Below are 17,728 nucleotides of genomic sequence, written 5' to 3'. Positions count from 1 at the left end.
CGATCAGAAATGCACCGAGCGCGCGAGGCCCGGCTTTTCCAGCGGCGGGGCGAACCGGGTCAGGTCGATGCCTTCCACCGCCTCTTTATATTCCTCGGCCGAAGGGGTGCGGCCAAGGATCGCCGAAAGCACCACAACCGGGGTCGAGGCGAGCAGGCTCTCGCCCTTCTTCTCGGCGGTGTCCTCCACCACGCGGCCCTGGAAGAGACGGGTCGAGGTGGCCAGCACCGTATCGCCTTTTTCCGCCTTTTCCTGGTTCCCCATGCAGAGGTTGCAGCCCGGCCGTTCGAGATAGAGGATATTCTCATACTCGGTGCGGGCTTTGTTCTTGGGCAGCAGATCGTCGAATTCAAAGCCGGAATAGCGCTGGAGGATCTCCCAGTCGCCCTCGGCTTTCAGCTCGTCGATGATGTTATAGGTGGGGGCCGCGACGACCAGCGGCGCCCTGAACTCAACCTTACCCTTTGTTTTCTCGACGTTTTTCAGCATCTGAGCGACGATCTTCATATCGCCCTTATGCACCATGCAGGAGCCGACAAAGCCCAGATCCACCTTTTTCGTGCCGCCGTAATAGGAAACCGGGCGGATGGTGTCATGGGTATAGCGGCGCGAGACATCGGCATTGTTCACGTCGGGGTCGGCGATCATCGGCTCGTCGATGATATCCAGATCGACCAGCACCTCGGCGAAATATTTCGCATTATCGTCCGGGGTCAGCGCCGGTTTCTCGCCCGAGCGGATCTCGGCAATCCGCGCATCGGCCTTGTCGATCAGACCCTGCAGGACCTTGTTCGCATTATCCATGCCCTTGTCGATCATAATGCCGATGCGGTGCTTGGCGATCTCAAGGCTCTCGATCAGGGTCTCGTCCTGGCTGATGCAGATCGAGGCTTTCGCCTTCATCTCGGCGGTCCAGTCGGTGAAGGTAAAGGCCTGGTCGGCCAGCAGCGTGCCGATATGCACCTCGATGATGCGGCCCTGGAAGACATTGTCGCCATGCTGTTTCAGCATCTGCGCCTGGGTCGCATGGACCACATCGCGGAAATCCATCCAGGGCTTCATCTTGCCCCTGAAGGTCACCTTGACCGATTGCGGGATCGGCATCGTCGCCTCGCCGGTCGCCAGCGCCAGCGCCACGGTGCCGCTGTCCGCACCGAAAGCCACGCCTTTCGACATCCGCGTATGACTGTCGCCGCCGATGATGATCGCCCAGTCATCCACGGTGATATCGTTCAGCACCTTATGGATCACGTCGGTCATCGAATGATAGACGCCCTTCGGGTCACGCGCGGTGATCACCCCGAAATTGTTCATAAACTTCATCAGCTTCGGAATGTTCTCCTGGGCCTTTTTGTCCCAGACGGATGCGGTATGGCAGCCCGACTGATAGGCGCCATCGACCAGCGGCGAGATCACGGTGGCGGCCATCGCCTCCAACTCCTGCGCGGTCATCAGGCCTGTGGTGTCCTGGGAGCCGACGATATTCACCGTAACCCGCACATCCGATCCGGCATGCAGGATCTTGCCGGGGCTTACACCCACCGCGTTGCGATTGAAGATCTTTTCCACCGCCGTCAGGCCCTGGCCCTCGATGCTGATCTCTTTGTTCGGGGCGAAAACCGGCACCGCCTCGACCCCGAGCGTCTGGGCCGCGAAGGTCTGCAATTTTTTGCCGAACACGATGGCATAGGACGAGCCCGCCTTCATAAACTCCATCTTTTGCGGCGTGAAGGAACCCGCCACATCGACCAGCTCTTCCCCGGATTCCGAGCGCAGCTTCTTGTTCTTCACGTCGATTTTCAGAACCGTGCCGGTCTCGACCGAATAGGCCTGTTCCAGGATCGGATTGCCGTCATTGTTGAGGATCGGCTTGCCATCCTGATCGGTCTTTTTCACCCAGTTTTTCAGGTTGATGCCGATACCGCCGGTCACATCGACCGTGGTGGCGAAGATCGGCGAGATGCCGTTGGTGCCGGCAACGACCGGCGCGAAATTGACAAAAGGCACATAGGGGCTGGATTGCTTGCCCGTCCACAGCGCCACATTGTTCACACCCGACATCCGCGAGGAGCCAACGCCCATCGTGCCCTTCTCGGCGATCATCATCACGCGCTTATCGGGATGCGCCTTTTGCAGCGCGACAATTTCGGCCTGCGCCGCCGGGGTGATCATGCACTGGCCATGCAGCTCGCGGTCGGAACGCGAATGCGCCTGGTTGCCCGGCGACAGGAGGTCGGTCGAGATATCGCCCTCGGCCGCGATAAAGGTCACGACGCCGATCTCATCCTCGACCGGCGGCAGTTTGGTGAAGAACTCGGCCTTCGCATAGCTTTCCAGCACCGATTTCGCGACCGGATTGCCGGCCTTACAGGCATCGCGCAGCCGGAACATATCGGCGTCATACAGGAAGACCTGGGTTTTCAGCACCGCGCCCGCTTGCGCGGCAATGGCGGCATCCGCGCCCAAAGCGACATCCAGCAACACCTCGACCGAAGGCCCGCCCTTCATATGGGACAGCAGCTCAAGCGCGAAATCCGGGGTGATTTCGGGAACCACCGTCGTACCGGTCACAATCTTTTTCAGGAAAGCCGCCTTAACCCCCGCCGCGCTCGTGGTGCCGGGCAGCGTGTTGTAGATGAAGAATTTCAGCGCATCGTCGCGATACGCATTCCCGGCCTCTTCGATCCGGGCGATCAGCTCGGCCACCAGCGCACCATCATCAATGGGCCTGGGGTGCAGGCCTTCGGTTTTGCGGGTTTCGATTTCGGTTAGGTAGTCTGTGTACAAGCTCATGACGATCCCTGCGATTCCGTGCTGCGACAAGCTGAAACACCGAAGCTTGAGGAGTTCTTTCGGAAACTCTGGCAGGCGGCGGCGCGCTCATTGTATGCAATTGTATGCCGAAACCGGAGCGGTTTCAAGACGTGTTATTCTGCCAGTGCGAAAGGCGGTTCCGCAAGGGCAGTATGGGCCGGGCAGGCCGGATGCGGCGGATTGCTGGCACTGGCGGCGGCGTTATGCCAAAGCTGTGACCAGAACAGAGCCCGGACCCCCGTTTGATGCCCGATACCCAGGACAAAAAGCCCAAGGCGTGCGGCTGGCAGCTGCGGCTCTGGCTCTGGCTGAGACCGCTCTTGCAGCCACTGATGCGCCGGGTTCTCAGCCGGCGGCTGGCGCAGGGGCGCGAGGATCCGGCACGGATGGGCGAAAAGCTGGGCGAGGCCACCCTGCCCCGCCCCGACGGGCGGCTGGTCTGGCTGCATGCGGTGGGTCTGGGCGAGGTGATGGCGCTGCGCCCGCTGATCGCGCAGATGCAGGCGCAGGCGCCGGATCTGCGCTTTCTGATCACCTCGACCGCGCGCTCCTCCGCCGGGGTGATCGCGCAGAACCTGCCCGAAGGCGCGCTGCATCAGTTCCTGCCGCTGGACGGGCCGGATTTCGTGGCGAAGTTCCTCGATCACTGGCGACCTGCGCTGTCGGTGTGGTCCGAGCAGGATCTCTGGCCCGGGGTGATCTGCGACACGGCGCGGCGCGGCATCCCGCTGGCCTGGGTCAATGCAAGGATGAACGCTGAGAGCCTCCGGAAACGCAAGCGCCTCAGCGGCCTTTACCGCGATGTGATGGCGCGCTTCTCTCTTATCGAGGCGCAGGATCGCGACAGCGCCCTGAACCTGCGCAGTCTTGGCGCCCAGGCGGTGCGCGAAGGCCGTTCGCTGAAACCCGCGGCCGAGCCGCTGGGGGCCGACACCGCGCAATGCGCCCTCATGCACGAGAGGCTGGCGGGGCGCGCGGTGATCACCGCCGCCTCCACCCATCCGGCGGATGAGGCGGTGCTGATCCCGGCCTTCCGCGCCATCGTGGCGCGCGATCCGGGGGCGCTGCTGATCCTCGTGCCGCGCCTGCCCGCGCGGGCGCCCGGGATCGCAACGGCGCTGGAGGCCGCCGGTCTCAGCCATATCCGCCGCAGCCAGGGCGGCCTGCCCGGCCCGGATACAAACGTCTGGCTGGCGGATAGCTTTGGCGAACTGGGTCTCTGGTATCGCCTCGCCTCGCGCGCTTTTGTCGGCGGGGCCATGGGCGAGACCGGCGGCCATAATCCGTGGGAGGCAGTCTGCCTTGGCCTTTCTGTCCTTCACGGGCCGAATGTCGCGAATTTCGCCCGCGACTATGCCGATCTGACGGCAGCGGGCCTCGCGCAGGCTATCCCCCCGGACCCGACCGTACTGGAAGCCGCGTTGAGCGCCCCCCCGTCCGGCAGCCGCGAAAAGGCAGAGGCGCTGGTTTCGAGCGCCCGTGCCGCCCTGCAACCGCTGGCGGGCGATCTGGTCGCCCTGATCAAAGCGCCCGCGATCAAAGCGCCCGTGACCGGAGGCCAGCCGTGATCCTGCATCTCTTCCTGATCCTCTGGCGGCTGTTATGGATCCCGCTTTTGCCGCTTGTGCTGATCTATCTCTGGCGCAGGGGCCGCAAGGATCCCGATTACACAAGCCACCTGGCCGAACGCTTCGGCTTTTACCGCCGCCCGCTGCCGAAAGGCGCGATCTGGTTCCACGCCGTCAGCCTTGGCGAGACACGCTCGGCCACCGCGCTGATCCGCATGTGCCTCGCGCGGGGGGATCAGGTGATCCTGACCCATTTCACCCCCGCCGGGCGCCGCGAATCCGCGCGGCTTTTCGCGCCCGAGATCGCCTCGGGGCAGCTGGCCGCGATCTGGGTGCCGCTGGATATGTTCTGGTGCTGGCGGCGGTTCTTCCGCGCCTCTCGCCCCCGCATCGGACTGACGCTGGAGATCGAGATATGGCCCGCCATGATCTTCGCCGCCCGCCGCGCCAGCATGCCCCTGTTCATGTGCAATGCGCAATATCCCTCCCCCTCGCTGGCCAGAGACAGCAAGGGCCTCAGGCTGCGGCAAAGGGTGATCCGGGGGCTGGCGGGCGCCTTCGTGAAATCGGGCCTGCAAAAGGCGCGGTTTGAGGGGATCGGGCTGGAGAACATCACCGTCACCGGCGAATTGCGCTTTGATCAGCCGCTGCCGGCCGGACTTGATACGGCAGCAGGCGCGATCCGTCACTGGCTGGCGCCCGAGGGCCAGATCATCACCATCGCAAGCGGGGTCGAGGTCGAAGAGCCGATCTATGCCACCGTGATCCGCGACATGCGCGACGCGGCGCAGGCGCAGGGCCTGGCCCCGCCGCTGTTCATCTATGTTCCCCGTGCGCCCGAACGCTTCGATGCGGTTTATGACGGGCTGGTCGCGCAGGGGCTGCGGGTACTGCGCCGCAGCACCGCCCTGCCACCGGGCCTTGCCGGATTTACCGCGCACCCCGACAGCGATCACACATTGGGCGACACCGATGTCCTTCTTGGCGACAGCCTTGGCGAGATGTTCTTCTACCTCTCCCCCGCCGACCGGGTGGTGGTCGGAGGCGGCCTCAACCCGCGCGGCGCCCATAATATTTCCGAGGCGCTGATGCTGATGAAGCCGGTGATCACCGGCCCCTGGACCTGGACCATCGAATTCCCCTTTGAAGAGGCGCGCGAGGCCGGTGTGGCGCTGAGCCTGGCGGATAAGACCGATCTGCCCGGCGCGCTGACAGCGGCACTGATGCAGCCCGGGACCGTCAGCCCGGCGCAGATCCAGGCCTTTCTCGACAGCCAGCAGGGCGCCAGCGCCCGCACCCTTGCGGCAATGGACCGCGCCATGGCGGCGCGGGGACGCTGATACCTCCATCACGGAAAAACCCGGCCCGGGATGGAATTCTTCCGCGCCGCACCGGGTCAGCAGTGGATTTTCTCTGCCTGGCCCCACCAATCCGCCCGAGATGTTTCCTTGCGCCATCCCCCCGGCCCGCAAAGATCTGCGAGGCGCTGCGCTGAGGGGCGCGTCACCGCACCCAAACCAAGCCAGCTGGCCGGGAAAGATGCCCCGGCCATGCCCCCGCCCCGCCCGATATTTCGCCGCCGGGCGCCTGCCATTGCCCTGACCGCAGCCCGGACAACTGCCTTGACCGCAGCCCTGAGCATCGCCAGCCCCGGCGCCGCTTTTGCCCAGACAACGGTGAGCGAGGCGCAGATCCGGGCCGGGTCCTGTGCCGCCTGTCACGGGCCCGCGGGCCATTCGCCGGGCGCGACCCCCTCGATTGCCGGCCTTTCCGAGGTCGACCTGCTGGCGAAACTGACCGCGTTTCGCGACGCAGCCCCGGCCGGCACCACGGTGATGGGGCGGCATATGAAGGGCTATGACGATGCCCGGATCGCAGCACCGGCGGTATTCTTTGCCAAGGCAGATCAATGAAAACGACCCGCAGAACCCTTCCGGCCGGCCTCGGCGCCGGCGCCACCAGCTTCGCGGCCACCCTCGCCCTGCCGGGGCTGGTCCGGGCGCAAAATGCCTCGGCCCATGTCGTGGTGGTCTGTGGCGGCTTTGGCGGCGCCACAGCGGCGGGCTATCTCAGCCGCTACAATCCGGCGCTGAAGATCACCCTGATCGAGCCCGCGGCGACATTCGCCACCTGCCCGTTCTCGAACCTTTATCTCGGTGGGCTGAGAACCCGGGACAGCATCACCCGCAGCTGTGACGCGCTGCGCGCCGCCGGGATCGCGGTGATCCAGGCCTCGACCGGGCAGATCGACGGCGTGGCGCGGAAGGTGACACTCTCGGAGGGCACGGTGCCGGATTACGACCGGCTGTGTCACCGGGCATCGACATCAGATGGGGCGCGCTGGAGGGCTATGACGAGGCCGCCGCAGCGCTTGCCCCCATGCCTGGAAAGCCGGGCCGCAGACGCAGCTTCTGAAAGCGCCGCTGGAAGCGATGACGGATGGCGGCACCTTCGTGATGTCGATCACCGATAGCGCCTACCGCTGCCCGCCCGGGCCCTATGAGCGCGCCTCGATGGGGGCGCATTATCTGAAAACCAACAAACCGAGATCGAAGATCCTGCTTCTCGACAGCAAGGAGACCTTTTCGAAACAGGGTCTGTTCCGTCAGGGCTGGGAGGCGCTTTACGGCGATATGATCGAATGGATCAGCGCCGATAATGACGGCAAGGTCGCCAAGGTCGAGGCGGGTGCGCTGACGGCGGAGACCGCCTTTGGTGTGAACCATAAGGCAGATGTACTGAATGTGGTGGTGCCGCAAAAGGCAGGCTGGATCGCGGACCGGGCAGGCGTCACCAATGAGACCGGCTGGGTGCCGGTCAAAGGCAACACCTTCGAATCCGCCCGGGTGCCGGGGATCTATGTGGCCGGAGACGCCACCATCGCCGCACCGATGCCGAAATCGGGCTTCTGCGCCACTGCCCGGGGCAAGGTCGCAGCCGTCGCGATCATCGCAGATCTTGCAGGCACCGAACCCGCCCCGGCGAGTTTCGTGAACACCTGCTACAGCCTCGTCGGCCCCGACTGGGGCATCTCGGTCGCCGGGATCTGTTATTTCGACGGCGGGAAACTGGCGGGGCGCGCGGGGTCCGGCGGAATCAGCCCGATTGGCGCGGATGCCGCCTTCCGCGAGGCAGAGGCGGTCTAAGGCGCCGGCTGGTATGCCTCGATCAGGACCGATATCCGGGGAACCGCATAGGGACAGGCTCGATGGATGCAGTCACGCCTGGTCCTGGCCTTGGCATTGTTTTCGGGGTCGCGGCCATGGCGGGGAAATTCTGCCTCCTGCGCGGGATGAAAGACTCGATGGGCGGGGGGATCTCTCGCCCCTTTGCGCATTCGCGCTGGCGCTGGCGGTGGCGATTATCGGCACGCAGGCGCTGAACCATCTTGGGCTGACCGATCTGTCACGCGCGCGGCCACTGCGGGGGTCTTTTGCGGTCGGAAGGCTGTCTATCGGCGGGCGATTTTTGGCCTCGGCATGGTGCTGGCCAATGCCTGCGGCGCCCGCTCGCTGGTTTTGCTGGCGGGGGGCAATCTGCGCGCGCTGCTGGTCTTGTTGTGCCTCGGGCTGGCGGCCCAGGCCAGTCTGACCGGGGTGCTGGCGCCCCTGCGTCAGGCGCTGCAACTGGGCCAGATCAGCCCGAAGGCGCTGAGCCTGACCGATCTGCGGGCCGGCGCCGGGCTGTCGCCACCCCCCGCGCGGCTCATGGCGCCGGCATTCCGGTGCTGATCCTTGGTTCGCCAAACCGCTGCGCGCCCGCCGGATCAAGGCGATCACGGCCATAATTATCGGGCTTTGCATCACCGCCGGCTGGTGGATCAGCTTTGCGACCGACGACCCCTTCGACCCGAAAGGTCTGTCCTCGATCAGCTTTGTCGCACCGCTCGGCGAGGGGCTGTTATGGCTGATGCTGTCTCCGGGGCGGGCGGTGACCCTTGGCCTTGCCATTGTCGGCGGCCCCCTGGCCGGCGCCTTCCTCACCGTGCTTGCAACCCGCAGCTTCACGCTGGAAACCTTCGGATCGGGAAGCCATTCCCTTATCGCCGCCACCGGAGGAATTTTGATGGGCTTTGGCGGCGTTCTTGCGCTGGGGTGTTCTGCCGGGCAAGCTTTAATCGGTGTCTCGACGCTTTCGCTGGCCAGTCTGGCCGCAAGCACCGGTATTCTCGCGGGGATTGTGGAGGTCTGGCTGTGATGCGCCAGACAACTTTCGGGAGGAGCGCCAGCCAATGATTACGACCCCGTATTTTAGCCGCCGCGCCCTCGCTGGCGCTTTTGACCGGGATCGCAGGCACCGCCCCCGCCGCTCCTCAGGGTCTGACCTCGTAAACGCTCCTGATGTCGCGCTCGGGCAAGGGCCCGAGGATCGTGATCTGCGGCGGCTGGGGCGGGCTTTCCGCCGCGCGGCACCTGAACGGAGAACTTCCCGAAGCCGATATCATCGTGCCGGAGCGGAACCCGATCTTCTGATCCTGCCCGATGTCGAATAAATGGCTGATCGACCCGGTCGATACCGCCTTTCCGACCCAGGATCTGCTGCGGCCGGTGCAGAAATAGGGGGTAAGCGCCGTGCAATGCGAGGTGACGAATATCGACCGGGCGGCGAAAACCGTCCACAGGTCAAAGGGGAAGGTGGATCGCGATTTCCTGATCCTGGCCGGCGGCATCCGCAACACCTGTGAGGCCTCGGTCGGCGAGGCCCTTCAGGCCGCCGAAGATACCCCCCAGAATTTCGGCTCGGCCTATATCCCGAATGCCGGGCACCTGGCGCGGAAGAACAAGATCCTCAACTTCAAGGCGGCACCATCGTGATGACCCTGCCGCCGCCGCCGCATCGCTGACCGCCCTCGCCCTCGCCCTGTGAGCGCGCCTGTGTCATGGCCTGGCATTTCAAGGTCAACAAGATCCCGGCAAAGATCATCATCCTTGATCCGAAACCGAAAATCGCCCCGATCGGCGAGAGCTACCGCGCCGCCTTTGCCGAGCTTTACCCCGACATCATCACCCATGTCTTGAATACGAAGGTGAAAGAGGTCGATCCTTACAACAAGCGGATTATGACCTAAGCGGGGGATTTCAACTTTGACGATGCGGTCTTCATGCCGCCGCATCAGGCGTCAGACATGGTCTGGTATGCCGATCTGATCGGCCGGAACAAGGATGGCAAGCCAACCGGCTGGGCCGATATGGATCCGCGTTACTTCACCGCGCGGGGCGATGACAGCGTCTGTATCCTTGAAGGCTCTATGGGGGCCCTCTCCCCCCATTTCGGCCATTGCCCGAAATCGGGCCATGGCGCGAATTACATTGGCCGGATCGCGGCGGGGAATATCGGCCAGCGGGTGCGGGGCGAGGATGTGGTGGCGGATCTGCAGGACAATCTGTGCTATATGCTGGTGAATGGCTCACCGCATAGGCGATCCCGGTCGGGTTCACCTATGCGGTGAGCCAGGACGGGCTGGTGCATCAGACGCAGATCGACATGGATGTCAGGACGCCCGATCTGCTGACCGGGGATTTTGTATGGATTGATGGGAGGTTCAATGACTTCCTGCCCTGAGATCAACCGCCGTCAGCTTATGATCCTGGGGGCGGCGCTTGGCGCCTCCCCGCTTCTGAGAGGCCCCGCCGGTGCCCAAAGCCCGACCTCAGCGGCGCGGGCGGATACCGCCGAATCCGACCGGCTCGCGGCGGAGTTTATCGGCGGGGCGACACCGCTGACTGAGGGGCTGGCGCTCGAGCTGCCGGCGCCTGGCGACAATCCGGCGGTGGTGCCGGTCAGGGCCCGGCTGACCGAAGAGAGCACCGATACCAGCTGGTGCGAAGAGCTGATCGTGCTGGCCGGGTGGAACCCGATGCCGCTTGCCTGCCGGTTCCGCTTTTCCGCCGCCAGTGGCCAGGCCGATGTGGCGGTCCGGCTGCGGCTTATCGAGACCATGCCTGTGCGGGCACGGGCGCGGATGAGTGACGGGCGGGTGCTTGACGCGCGCGGCCAGATCACCGTCGCCGCCGGCAGCTGCGGTTTGTGAGAGGGACCGAACATGGCAAATCCCCCGCATCTGGCTGAACAATGAGATACCCGCAAAGGATGAGATCGTCCGCGTCCGCGCCCAGGTCGTGCATATCATGGAAAGTGGGCTGAGACTGGATGAGACCGGCCAGCCAATCCCCCCGCGACACGCTGGAGCGGTCTGAGGCAAGGCTTGGTGAAAGCCTGATCCTGGAATGGCTGCCGGAAACGGCCATCGCGCAGAACCTCTATATCGAATTCACCTTCCGTGCCCGTGAAAGCGCCGTGCTGAAAATGATATGGAGCGGTCAGCGCCGGGTCCTGGCCAAGGCGGAACAGCAGATCACCCTGTCCTGACGCCGCGCCCCTCGCGACGCCGGTTTCTGAACAGAAACCGGCCCGGAATTTTTGAAAATTCCGGGCGCGTAAAACTTCCGGACGTGCGGGTGGTGGGGTTATGCTTTTTCCACCAGCCGGCCAAGGACGCGGCCACCGAGGATATGCAGGTGGTAATGCGGCACTTCCTGCATGCCGGAGGTGCCGGCATTGGTGATGGCGCGGTAGCCTTCGGGGCCAGAGAGCCCCAGATCCGCGATCACTTGCGCAAGCGTGCGGTGGAAGTCGATGATTTCGGCCGCAGACGCCTCGGCGGCGAAGTGATCGAGATTGACATAGGCGCCTTTCGGAATGGCCAGCACATGCACCGGCGCATGCGGCGCAATATCGTGAAAGACCAGCGTATGCGCGCTTTCGGCCACCGTCTTGTTCGGGATCTCACCGCGCAGGATGCGGGCGAAGATGTTTTGCGGGTCGTAATTCCAGTTCATATGCGGACTCCGGGAGGGTGGGGATGTGGCGCTCAGTCCACAAAGAGATAGGATGTGCCGGCGATTTCCTCTGCCTCACCCAGCGGGATGCCGAAAAACTCCTGCAAGACCTGGGCGTTATCGGCCGGGGTGGCGCGTTGCCGGATACGGTGGAATTCCGGAAAATCATTCTCGCGGATGCGGTCGCTTTCGAATTTCACATCATAGCGGATGGTCGGCAACAGGCGCTCCAGCGTCTCGCGCGGGGTGCCGCCACCGGCCAGCCCCACCCGTTTCGCATGGCCGATCAGATAGTCATCGGTGAAGTCGCATTCGATCTCGAGCAGCTTCACCTTGGCCTTGTCATTGTAGAAATCCTGCATCAGATCAACCGAGGCCGGGTCGATGCAAAAGACCAGCCGCTCGGTCTGCCAGTAATCATAAAGCATCCTGACCAGCGCCCGGCGATGGCGGGTGCGCTTTTCCAGCGTGGTCTGGATACCGCCCAGATCCGGCAGCGGCGTGCTGTCTTCGTTGAAGAGGTAATCCACCGCCTGCAGGCTGCTTACATTCCTGACCCGGTCGACCAGCCGCTTTGCCACATGCCACTTCTTGCAGGTCACCATCATCAGCGTGCGCTCACGCCCGAGGCTGGTCTCGGTCTCCCAGAAGCGTTGCGCATAGCGCCGCCCCACCCTGCCCCGCGCGGTCAGGAACCTGAACAGGCTGCGCCCCTCATCCGAGATATGGAACCGCTTGCCCTTTTGCGCATAGAGATCGCCGAGCCGTGTCTTCAGATCCACCGCCTCGGGGCTGACCTTGCGCGCGAAGAGATAATCCTGGCTGAGCAGAAGGTCATAATGGTCGTTATAGAAGACGACCGGCATCCCGTAATCTGTGAACAGAAGGAAGGTCAGCGTGCGGGTGCGGATCTCGTTTTCCGGCACGATATGATGCACCAGCGTCTGGAAAAACGTCTCATCCGGGATCCAGGTCGTGCGGAAAAACCGCATCACATCGCGGCGTCTCTGGATGAAATCCAGCAATGCCTCGACGGTGCGGCGGCGCAGGCACCACCACTGGCTGCCGATCCTCATCACCAGATCGGCCGGGATCTTGCGCTCCAGCCCAAAGCGTTTCTGCCATTCCATCGAGCGGTAGAACCAGGCCTTGTTGCTGCGCTCATTGAACCAGTGTCGATAGATCAGCCGCTCTTCCTTGATGCCGGTCTTGATCCAGTCGGAGCGGAAGAAATCGAAGCTCTCGATGTAATCCACATCATCGCGGCCGAGAAAATTATGGGCATATTCCGCCGTCTTGACCGGCATGCAATCACCCGAAAGCATGTAGAAATGGGTCGCACGCGGAAAGGCCCCGGCCGCCGCACGCAAAGCGAGCAGCGTCGCCTCGACAAGGCTCCATTCCCCCCAGCCGCAGCGGATCCGCCGTTTCGCAAAGACAACCCGCGTGTTTCCGGCCAGCGCGGTCTTTATCCGGTCGAAATCGGCCTGGGGTGAACTCGCGTCGAAATGGATGGCGATACAGTCTCCGGCCGCGGTCAGACGCTCGGCCTGGGCGATGATCCCGGCGGGATCCTTGTGACATAACAGGATATAGGCAATCGTCGCCATGGTTCTCGTCTTACTCCACCGCCGGCTTTGCGGCCGGTGGCACGCTCTTACCAGACTATCTGATAAAGGGCTTCATACTTCCTTGAAAAGGTCGGATTTCTTTGCTTTTTCCGGGCGACACTCTTGTGTTACACCCCCTTGCCTGGCGTTTGCCGCGCGGGCGGGGTATTTGGTGTGCAGGCAGCCCGGCGGAACCGGTCCGGGCGCTGCGAGTCGGACAAAGGATGAAGTGAATGGGCTTTCCCGGCACCTGGATGACCGAAAGCGAAAGCGTGGTTTACCGCGTGGTGCCGAAATGCGCCTGCTCGACCATCGGCCAGATCATGTTCTATTCCGATCATGGCCGCTTTTTCGACGGCGATATCCATGATGCCACCGCCGATATGCATAAATGGGCGATGGCCGAAAGCCAGCCAAAGATCGAGGCCAATGTGAAGGCGCATTCCAGCTATGCCTTCACCTGTGTCAGGAACCCCTATACCCGTATCCTCTCGTCGTTCTTCGACAAGATCTGTGGCATCCAGCGGAATGGCCGCCGCTATCGCGGCAATCTGGTGCCGATGCTGGTGCAGAAATACGGGGTCGAGGTCGGCGGCGAGGACGGCAAGCAGGATTTCGACCAGATCAGGGCCTTCCGTCGCTTCCTGCTGTTTGCGAGGGATACCATCCGCTGGAAAAAACCGATGGAGCCCGACATTCACTGGTCGGCCATGGCCGGGCATATCTCGACCTTCATCGTGAATGGCGGCCGTTATGACCGCATCTTCTTTACCGAGAAATTCAATGAGGGCATGCAGACGGTGCTCGACAATATCACCGTCGCGCATCCGGTCGATCTGAAGACGATCCCGCGTTTCAACGAATCCGAAGGCCATGGCCCGAAACGCCTGCATCCGGTCGAGGATTATTTCGACGATCTCTCGATGCATCTGATGTGGGAAATCTACAGGCGCGACTTCCAGCTCTTCCGCTACGATTTCGACAATCCCGGCAACAAGATGCCCAAAGGCGAGGTCGATCTGGACGAGGTTCACGCCAAGCTGGGGAAATAAGGCGTGTCACGAGGGGGCCAGAGGGGGCGGGTTTGTACGATTTCAGCATCCTCACCGCACTCTGGCTTTTGCTGCGGACGCTGCCCTTTCTGATCCTGCGCAGCCTCGTGTCGCTGGCCTTCCTCGGGCTGATGATCGGCGCGCTTTATGGCCTGGTCAGCCTGATCGGCGGCCCCAACCCTGCCGCCATGAAGGGCTATTCCGGGCTTGTAATGCTGATTGCCGTGCTGATCGGCTTTGCTGCGCTGTTTTTCGCGCTCAGATGGGCGCGGAGATGGGTGCTCTATCTGATCCGCGCCGCCCATATCGCGGTGCTGACCGAGCTGGTCCAGGGCCGCAAACTGCCGGCGGGGGAATGGCAGCCTGGCTATGGTCACCGCATGGTGCGGGCACGGTTTGGCGAGGCATCCGCGCTTTTCGTTCTGGATGAGCTGATCCGCCTTGTGCTGCGTGGTCTCTCACGGCTCAGCCAGGGGCTGCTGGCCATTCTGCCCGAGAGGACCGCCGCGCAGGTTTCGGGCCTGTTCCGGACGCTCCTGTGGTTTTGCTTTGGCTATATGGACGAGATCATCCTGGCGCATGCGATCAGCCAGCGCTCAGACGATCCCTGGGGCTCGGCGCGCAATGCCCTGGTTCTCTATGGTCAGAACTGGCGCATCATCCTGAAAAACGCATTCTGGCTGACCCTGATGGTGACGGTCCTTCTGGTGCCGGTCTGGCTTTGGCTGATCGGGCCGCTCGGGGCAGAATACCTGGCCGACAAACGCCCCGAAACGGCCTTGCCGCTGATCGCGGCGATCATCGTGACACTGCTCTTTCTGTCTGCGGTGTTCGAGCCCTTCGCGCTGATCTGCCTGATGCAGGTCTGGTTCCGCCAGATCAGCACCGAACCCCTCTCGCAAGAGTGGAGCGCGACCGTCACCCGCCTCGCGCCGCAGCTGAGCCGTCACCGCCAGGCGGGCGACCATGAGCAACGGCTGAACGCGGCTGAGGCGCGCGGGCGCGATCCTGGCGGCACAATGCGCAACGGCGACCTGGTGTAAGGCCCCCTTACCGCCCGGTTTTCAAAGCCCGATTTTCACGGCCCGGTTTTCAGGAAATCGCCGCCGATCATCACAGTGCCAGAGCTGTCCTGGAAGATCATTTGCACCACATCCGGACTGCCATCGTCAAAGCTGCGGATGACGGTGCCATTCGCGACCCGGTAGCGGCCCGATTTCGCGGTAGTGCTGCCGCCAGCATAGCCCCCGGTCTCGAAACTGACGCTGGCACCGCCGAAGCTGTCATAGCTCCAGCGCCCGTCCGGCGCGTAATAAAGCGTGCTGGAAAAGGTCGTGCCGCCCGAGAGGCCGCTGTTCGGGGAAAAGCCGGTATGGATGAAACTCTCGATCCGGCCATTGATCTTCGTGCCATCGGGCATCGGTTTCACCATGTTGCAGGTGGCGCTGTCGGTGCAGTCAAAGCCCTGCGCGATACCGCCCTGGCCGAGTTTGCGCGCGTCGCTTTGCCCGTCGGCGTAAGACAATATGAGCCGGCCGCCCTCGATCCGGTAATTGCCAAAGGACATATCCCCCGAACGCAGCGCCGCCACGCGATCAAAGGGCGCGATGCCGGTGGGGGGCGTGCCGTCGTAGAAAGTGCCGTCCTCCCAAAAGACGAAAAGCTCACTGACGAGATCCATTTTCATCATCATGTCGATGCCCAGCGACCAGCGGGTGCCGGTGCCCTGCCAGACGCCGCTGACCCCGCCGGGGATGGGAGGACCCAGCACCGGGCGCACGCCTTCGGTCAGATAGCGGGCGGTCAGGATCATCGGGACGATGTCGCGGGCAAAAACCTCCAGGCTCTCTGCGATCTTCTGCTCATCGCGGCTGTCGGCCTCGAACCCGTAGAATTCGGTGCGGTCGGCGATTTCGACCGCCAGCAGGATCTGCACATCGCGCCCCGATTTCAGCGCCTGCATCGCCACCTTATGGCGCCCCTCCTGCGAGACCGAGACCTCGCCGATCAGCTCGGGATCCGGCTCGTCGGCGTCCAGAAACAGCCGCAGATTGCGGGCAAGAAGCCTTTCCGGCGCGCCGGTCTTCACCTGTGAGCGGGCGATCCAGACCCGGCAGAATTCGCATTCATCCTCTTTGAGCCGCGGCAGGATGATCAGCGTGCCATTCTCCTCGCGCCGACCGGTGTACCAGCCTTCGGGCAGGGTGAAGACGGTATTGCCATGCTGGCGCAGCTCTGCCCGCGCAGAGGCTGGCATAATAAGGGCTGGCAGGATCAGGGCGGCAGCGATCAGAAAGGATTTCAGCACCATCGGACACCGGATGTCAGGCAGGGATGCCGCAAGTCTCGGGCCAGGGGCGGGTTTTGTCGAGACGGGAATCCCCGGCCCGGCCCCGCCCCGGCCCTCGCCCCTGCCGCATCGGCGAAAGTCAGGCCGGATCCGGCAATGCCCCGGCTGCGCGATACCAGTCGATGATCTGGCGGCGCTCGCCCTCCTCCATAAAACTCAGATTTCCCGGCGGCATCGCATGGGTCACCCCGGCCTGAAGGTAGATCCGCCGCGCCTCATGCGCGATCTGCGCCTCGCTTTCCAGCACAACGGCTTTCGGCGGCCAGAGCATCCCCTCCCAGGCCGGTTCCGCCGCATGGCACATCGAACAGCGCCCCTGCACGATCGAGACCACCCCCTCAAACCCCGGCGCGCTCGCATAGCGCAGCGCCTCGCCTTTCAGCGCGGTTTCCGCAGGTTGCAGCCGCATCGGCGCGGTCGAGAGCCAGGCGATGATCAGGAAGAGAACCACCGTCACCCCCCAGGTCCAGTGCGGGTTGCCCGTGCCGGCATGGCGGGTGTTGAACCAGTGGCGGATGGTGACGCCCATCAGGAAAACCAGGCTCGCGATGATCCAGTTATAGTCGGTGGCAAAGGCCAGCGGGTAATGGTTCGACAGCATCAGGAACAAAACCGGCAGCGTCAGGTAATTGTTATGCGTGCTGCGCTGCTTGGCGATGCGGCCATATTTCGGATCGGGGGTCCGGCCGGCCTTGAGATCGGCCACCACGATCTTCTGGTTCGGGATGATCACCAGAAAGACATTGGCCGACATGATCGTCGCGGTAAACGCCCCCAGATGCAAAAGCGCCGCACGGCCAGAGAAGACCGAGGCGTAGAAATACGACATCCCCACCAGGACGCCGAACAAAGCCACCATGACAAGGCTTTGATTCGCCTTGACAAAAAATCGGCAGATCCGGTCATAGACCAGCCAGCCGAAGGCGAGCGATCCGACCGAGATCGCCACCGCCTGCCAGACCGTGAGCTCCATCACCTGGGGATCGATCAGGAACAGCTCGGCGCCCGCGTAATAGACCAGCACCAGCATCAGAAAGCCGGAAAGCCAGGTCGCGTAGCTTTCCCATTTGAACCAGATCAGGTGTTCGGGCAGGCGCTCGGGCGCGACGAGGTATTTCTGGATATGGTAGAAACCGCCGCCATGGACCTGCCATTCCTCGCCATAAGCGCCGGGCGGCAGATCGGGGGATTTCCTCAGGCCCAGATCCAGCGCGACGAAGTAAAAGCTCGACCCGATCCAGGCGATGGCGGTGATGACATGCAGCCAGCGCGCCGCCAGCTGCATCCAGTCCCAAAGGACAGTGAAATCATACATGAGGCGCCCCCCTTCCCGGCCAGCCTATACCGGCTGGGGCGGCGCTGTGAATCCGCTTCTTGCAGCATTGCGATCGGGTGGGCTTACGGAAGGGCCGGCGCTTACGAAACGGGCGGGGACGGTCTGACAAAGAAAAACGCGGCCCCGAAGGGCCGCGTCTGGTCATTTCCGGCCGAAAGC

At 63.3% G+C, this 17,728-nt stretch carries 20 protein-coding genes; 15 read left to right on the top strand and 5 right to left on the bottom strand.

What is annotated here, in order from left to right; all coding sequences use genetic code 11:
* Window positions 1-3: 3 nt before the first annotated feature.
* Entirely contained in the window at window positions 4-2,793 is a 2,790-nt protein-coding gene (locus tag DRF71_RS19045) for a bifunctional aconitate hydratase 2/2-methylisocitrate dehydratase (RefSeq protein WP_112312072.1), read from the bottom strand.
* A 266-nt stretch (window positions 2,794-3,059) separates the two neighbouring features.
* Here DRF71_RS19045 and DRF71_RS19040 point away from each other — a divergent pair, with 266 nt between their 5' ends.
* From DRF71_RS19040 to DRF71_RS19005, 13 genes are all read left to right on the top strand, one after another.
* Entirely contained in the window at window positions 3,060-4,382 is a 1,323-nt protein-coding gene (locus DRF71_RS19040) for a 3-deoxy-D-manno-octulosonic acid transferase (protein ID WP_157971163.1), read from the top strand.
* Window positions 4,379-5,722: a 3-deoxy-D-manno-octulosonic acid transferase gene (locus tag DRF71_RS19035; RefSeq protein ID WP_112312070.1), complete on the top strand. Its 1,344-nt coding sequence runs from the start codon at window positions 4,379-4,381 to the stop codon at window positions 5,720-5,722. The genes DRF71_RS19040 and DRF71_RS19035 overlap by 4 nt, the downstream gene beginning before the upstream one ends.
* A gap of 282 nt (window positions 5,723-6,004) precedes the next feature.
* Window positions 6,005-6,295 (top strand): c-type cytochrome, encoded by a 291-nt coding sequence (locus DRF71_RS19030; RefSeq protein ID WP_112312069.1) that lies wholly within the window; start codon window positions 6,005-6,007, stop codon window positions 6,293-6,295.
* Window positions 6,292-6,855 carry an NAD(P)/FAD-dependent oxidoreductase gene (locus tag DRF71_RS28165; RefSeq protein ID WP_198672272.1) on the top strand — a complete coding sequence of 188 codons (564 nt, stop codon included), beginning with the start codon at window positions 6,292-6,294 and terminating at the stop codon, window positions 6,853-6,855. Before DRF71_RS19030 ends, DRF71_RS28165 begins: the two co-directional genes overlap by 4 nt.
* Complete coding sequence (locus tag DRF71_RS28160) at window positions 6,839-7,528, top strand: FCSD flavin-binding domain-containing protein (RefSeq protein ID WP_198672271.1); 690 nt, start codon at window positions 6,839-6,841, stop codon at window positions 7,526-7,528. The genes DRF71_RS28165 and DRF71_RS28160 overlap by 17 nt, the downstream gene beginning before the upstream one ends.
* A gap of 183 nt (window positions 7,529-7,711) precedes the next feature.
* Entirely contained in the window at window positions 7,712-8,113 is a 402-nt protein-coding gene (locus DRF71_RS29085) for a YeeE/YedE thiosulfate transporter family protein (protein WP_269814384.1), read from the top strand.
* Window positions 8,046-8,579 (top strand): YeeE/YedE thiosulfate transporter family protein, encoded by a 534-nt coding sequence (locus DRF71_RS29080; protein ID WP_198672282.1) that lies wholly within the window; start codon window positions 8,046-8,048, stop codon window positions 8,577-8,579. The genes DRF71_RS29085 and DRF71_RS29080 overlap by 68 nt, the downstream gene beginning before the upstream one ends.
* Before the next feature lie 143 nt (window positions 8,580-8,722).
* Window positions 8,723-8,854, top strand: a complete 132-nt coding sequence (locus DRF71_RS29075) for a hypothetical protein (RefSeq protein ID WP_269814383.1) — start codon at window positions 8,723-8,725, stop codon at window positions 8,852-8,854.
* 99 nt (window positions 8,855-8,953) lie between these two features.
* On the top strand, window positions 8,954-9,196 hold the full coding sequence (locus DRF71_RS28145; protein ID WP_198672269.1) for a hypothetical protein: 243 nt from the start codon (window positions 8,954-8,956) through the stop codon (window positions 9,194-9,196).
* Between the two features lie 65 nt (window positions 9,197-9,261).
* Window positions 9,262-9,450: a hypothetical protein gene (locus DRF71_RS28140; RefSeq protein ID WP_198672268.1), complete on the top strand. Its 189-nt coding sequence runs from the start codon at window positions 9,262-9,264 to the stop codon at window positions 9,448-9,450.
* 33 nt (window positions 9,451-9,483) lie between these two features.
* Window positions 9,484-9,831 carry a hypothetical protein gene (locus DRF71_RS28135; protein ID WP_198672267.1) on the top strand — a complete coding sequence of 116 codons (348 nt, stop codon included), beginning with the start codon at window positions 9,484-9,486 and terminating at the stop codon, window positions 9,829-9,831.
* A 96-nt stretch (window positions 9,832-9,927) separates the two neighbouring features.
* Window positions 9,928-10,413 (top strand): thiosulfate oxidation carrier protein SoxY, encoded by a 486-nt coding sequence (locus DRF71_RS19010; RefSeq protein ID WP_198672266.1) that lies wholly within the window; start codon window positions 9,928-9,930, stop codon window positions 10,411-10,413.
* A gap of 119 nt (window positions 10,414-10,532) precedes the next feature.
* Window positions 10,533-10,751, top strand: coding sequence for a hypothetical protein (locus DRF71_RS19005; RefSeq protein ID WP_198672264.1), 219 nt, complete (start codon window positions 10,533-10,535; stop codon window positions 10,749-10,751).
* A gap of 98 nt (window positions 10,752-10,849) precedes the next feature.
* On the opposite strand, the gene DRF71_RS19000 is transcribed toward DRF71_RS19005, so the two are convergent.
* Together DRF71_RS19000 and DRF71_RS18995 are read right to left on the bottom strand one after the other, a co-directional pair.
* Window positions 10,850-11,221, bottom strand: a complete 372-nt coding sequence (locus DRF71_RS19000; protein WP_112312067.1) for an HIT domain-containing protein — start codon at window positions 11,219-11,221, stop codon at window positions 10,850-10,852.
* A 32-nt stretch (window positions 11,222-11,253) separates the two neighbouring features.
* Window positions 11,254-12,831 carry a DUF5928 domain-containing protein gene (locus DRF71_RS18995; RefSeq protein ID WP_112312066.1) on the bottom strand — a complete coding sequence of 526 codons (1,578 nt, stop codon included), beginning with the start codon at window positions 12,829-12,831 and terminating at the stop codon, window positions 11,254-11,256.
* 233 nt (window positions 12,832-13,064) lie between these two features.
* Between DRF71_RS18995 and DRF71_RS18990 the strand changes: the two genes are divergently transcribed.
* Both DRF71_RS18990 and DRF71_RS18985 read left to right on the top strand, forming a co-directional pair.
* Window positions 13,065-13,883 (top strand): sulfotransferase family protein, encoded by an 819-nt coding sequence (locus tag DRF71_RS18990; protein WP_112312065.1) that lies wholly within the window; start codon window positions 13,065-13,067, stop codon window positions 13,881-13,883.
* Between the two features lie 32 nt (window positions 13,884-13,915).
* On the top strand, window positions 13,916-14,926 hold the full coding sequence (locus DRF71_RS18985) for a hypothetical protein (protein ID WP_112312064.1): 1,011 nt from the start codon (window positions 13,916-13,918) through the stop codon (window positions 14,924-14,926).
* A 35-nt stretch (window positions 14,927-14,961) separates the two neighbouring features.
* On the opposite strand, the gene DRF71_RS18980 is transcribed toward DRF71_RS18985, so the two are convergent.
* Window positions 14,962-16,191, bottom strand: coding sequence for a hypothetical protein (locus tag DRF71_RS18980; protein WP_157971162.1), 1,230 nt, complete (start codon window positions 16,189-16,191; stop codon window positions 14,962-14,964).
* 121 nt (window positions 16,192-16,312) lie between these two features.
* Window positions 16,313-17,548, bottom strand: a complete 1,236-nt coding sequence (locus tag DRF71_RS18975) for a urate hydroxylase PuuD (RefSeq protein WP_112312062.1) — start codon at window positions 17,546-17,548, stop codon at window positions 16,313-16,315.
* Window positions 17,549-17,728: the final 180 nt, after the last annotated feature.

Source organism: Pseudogemmobacter bohemicus (assembly GCF_003290025.1).
In the GTDB taxonomy this organism is placed as follows: Bacteria; Pseudomonadota; Alphaproteobacteria; order Rhodobacterales; family Rhodobacteraceae; genus Pseudogemmobacter; species Pseudogemmobacter bohemicus.
This window is presented reverse-complemented; position numbering and strand designations above follow the sequence as displayed.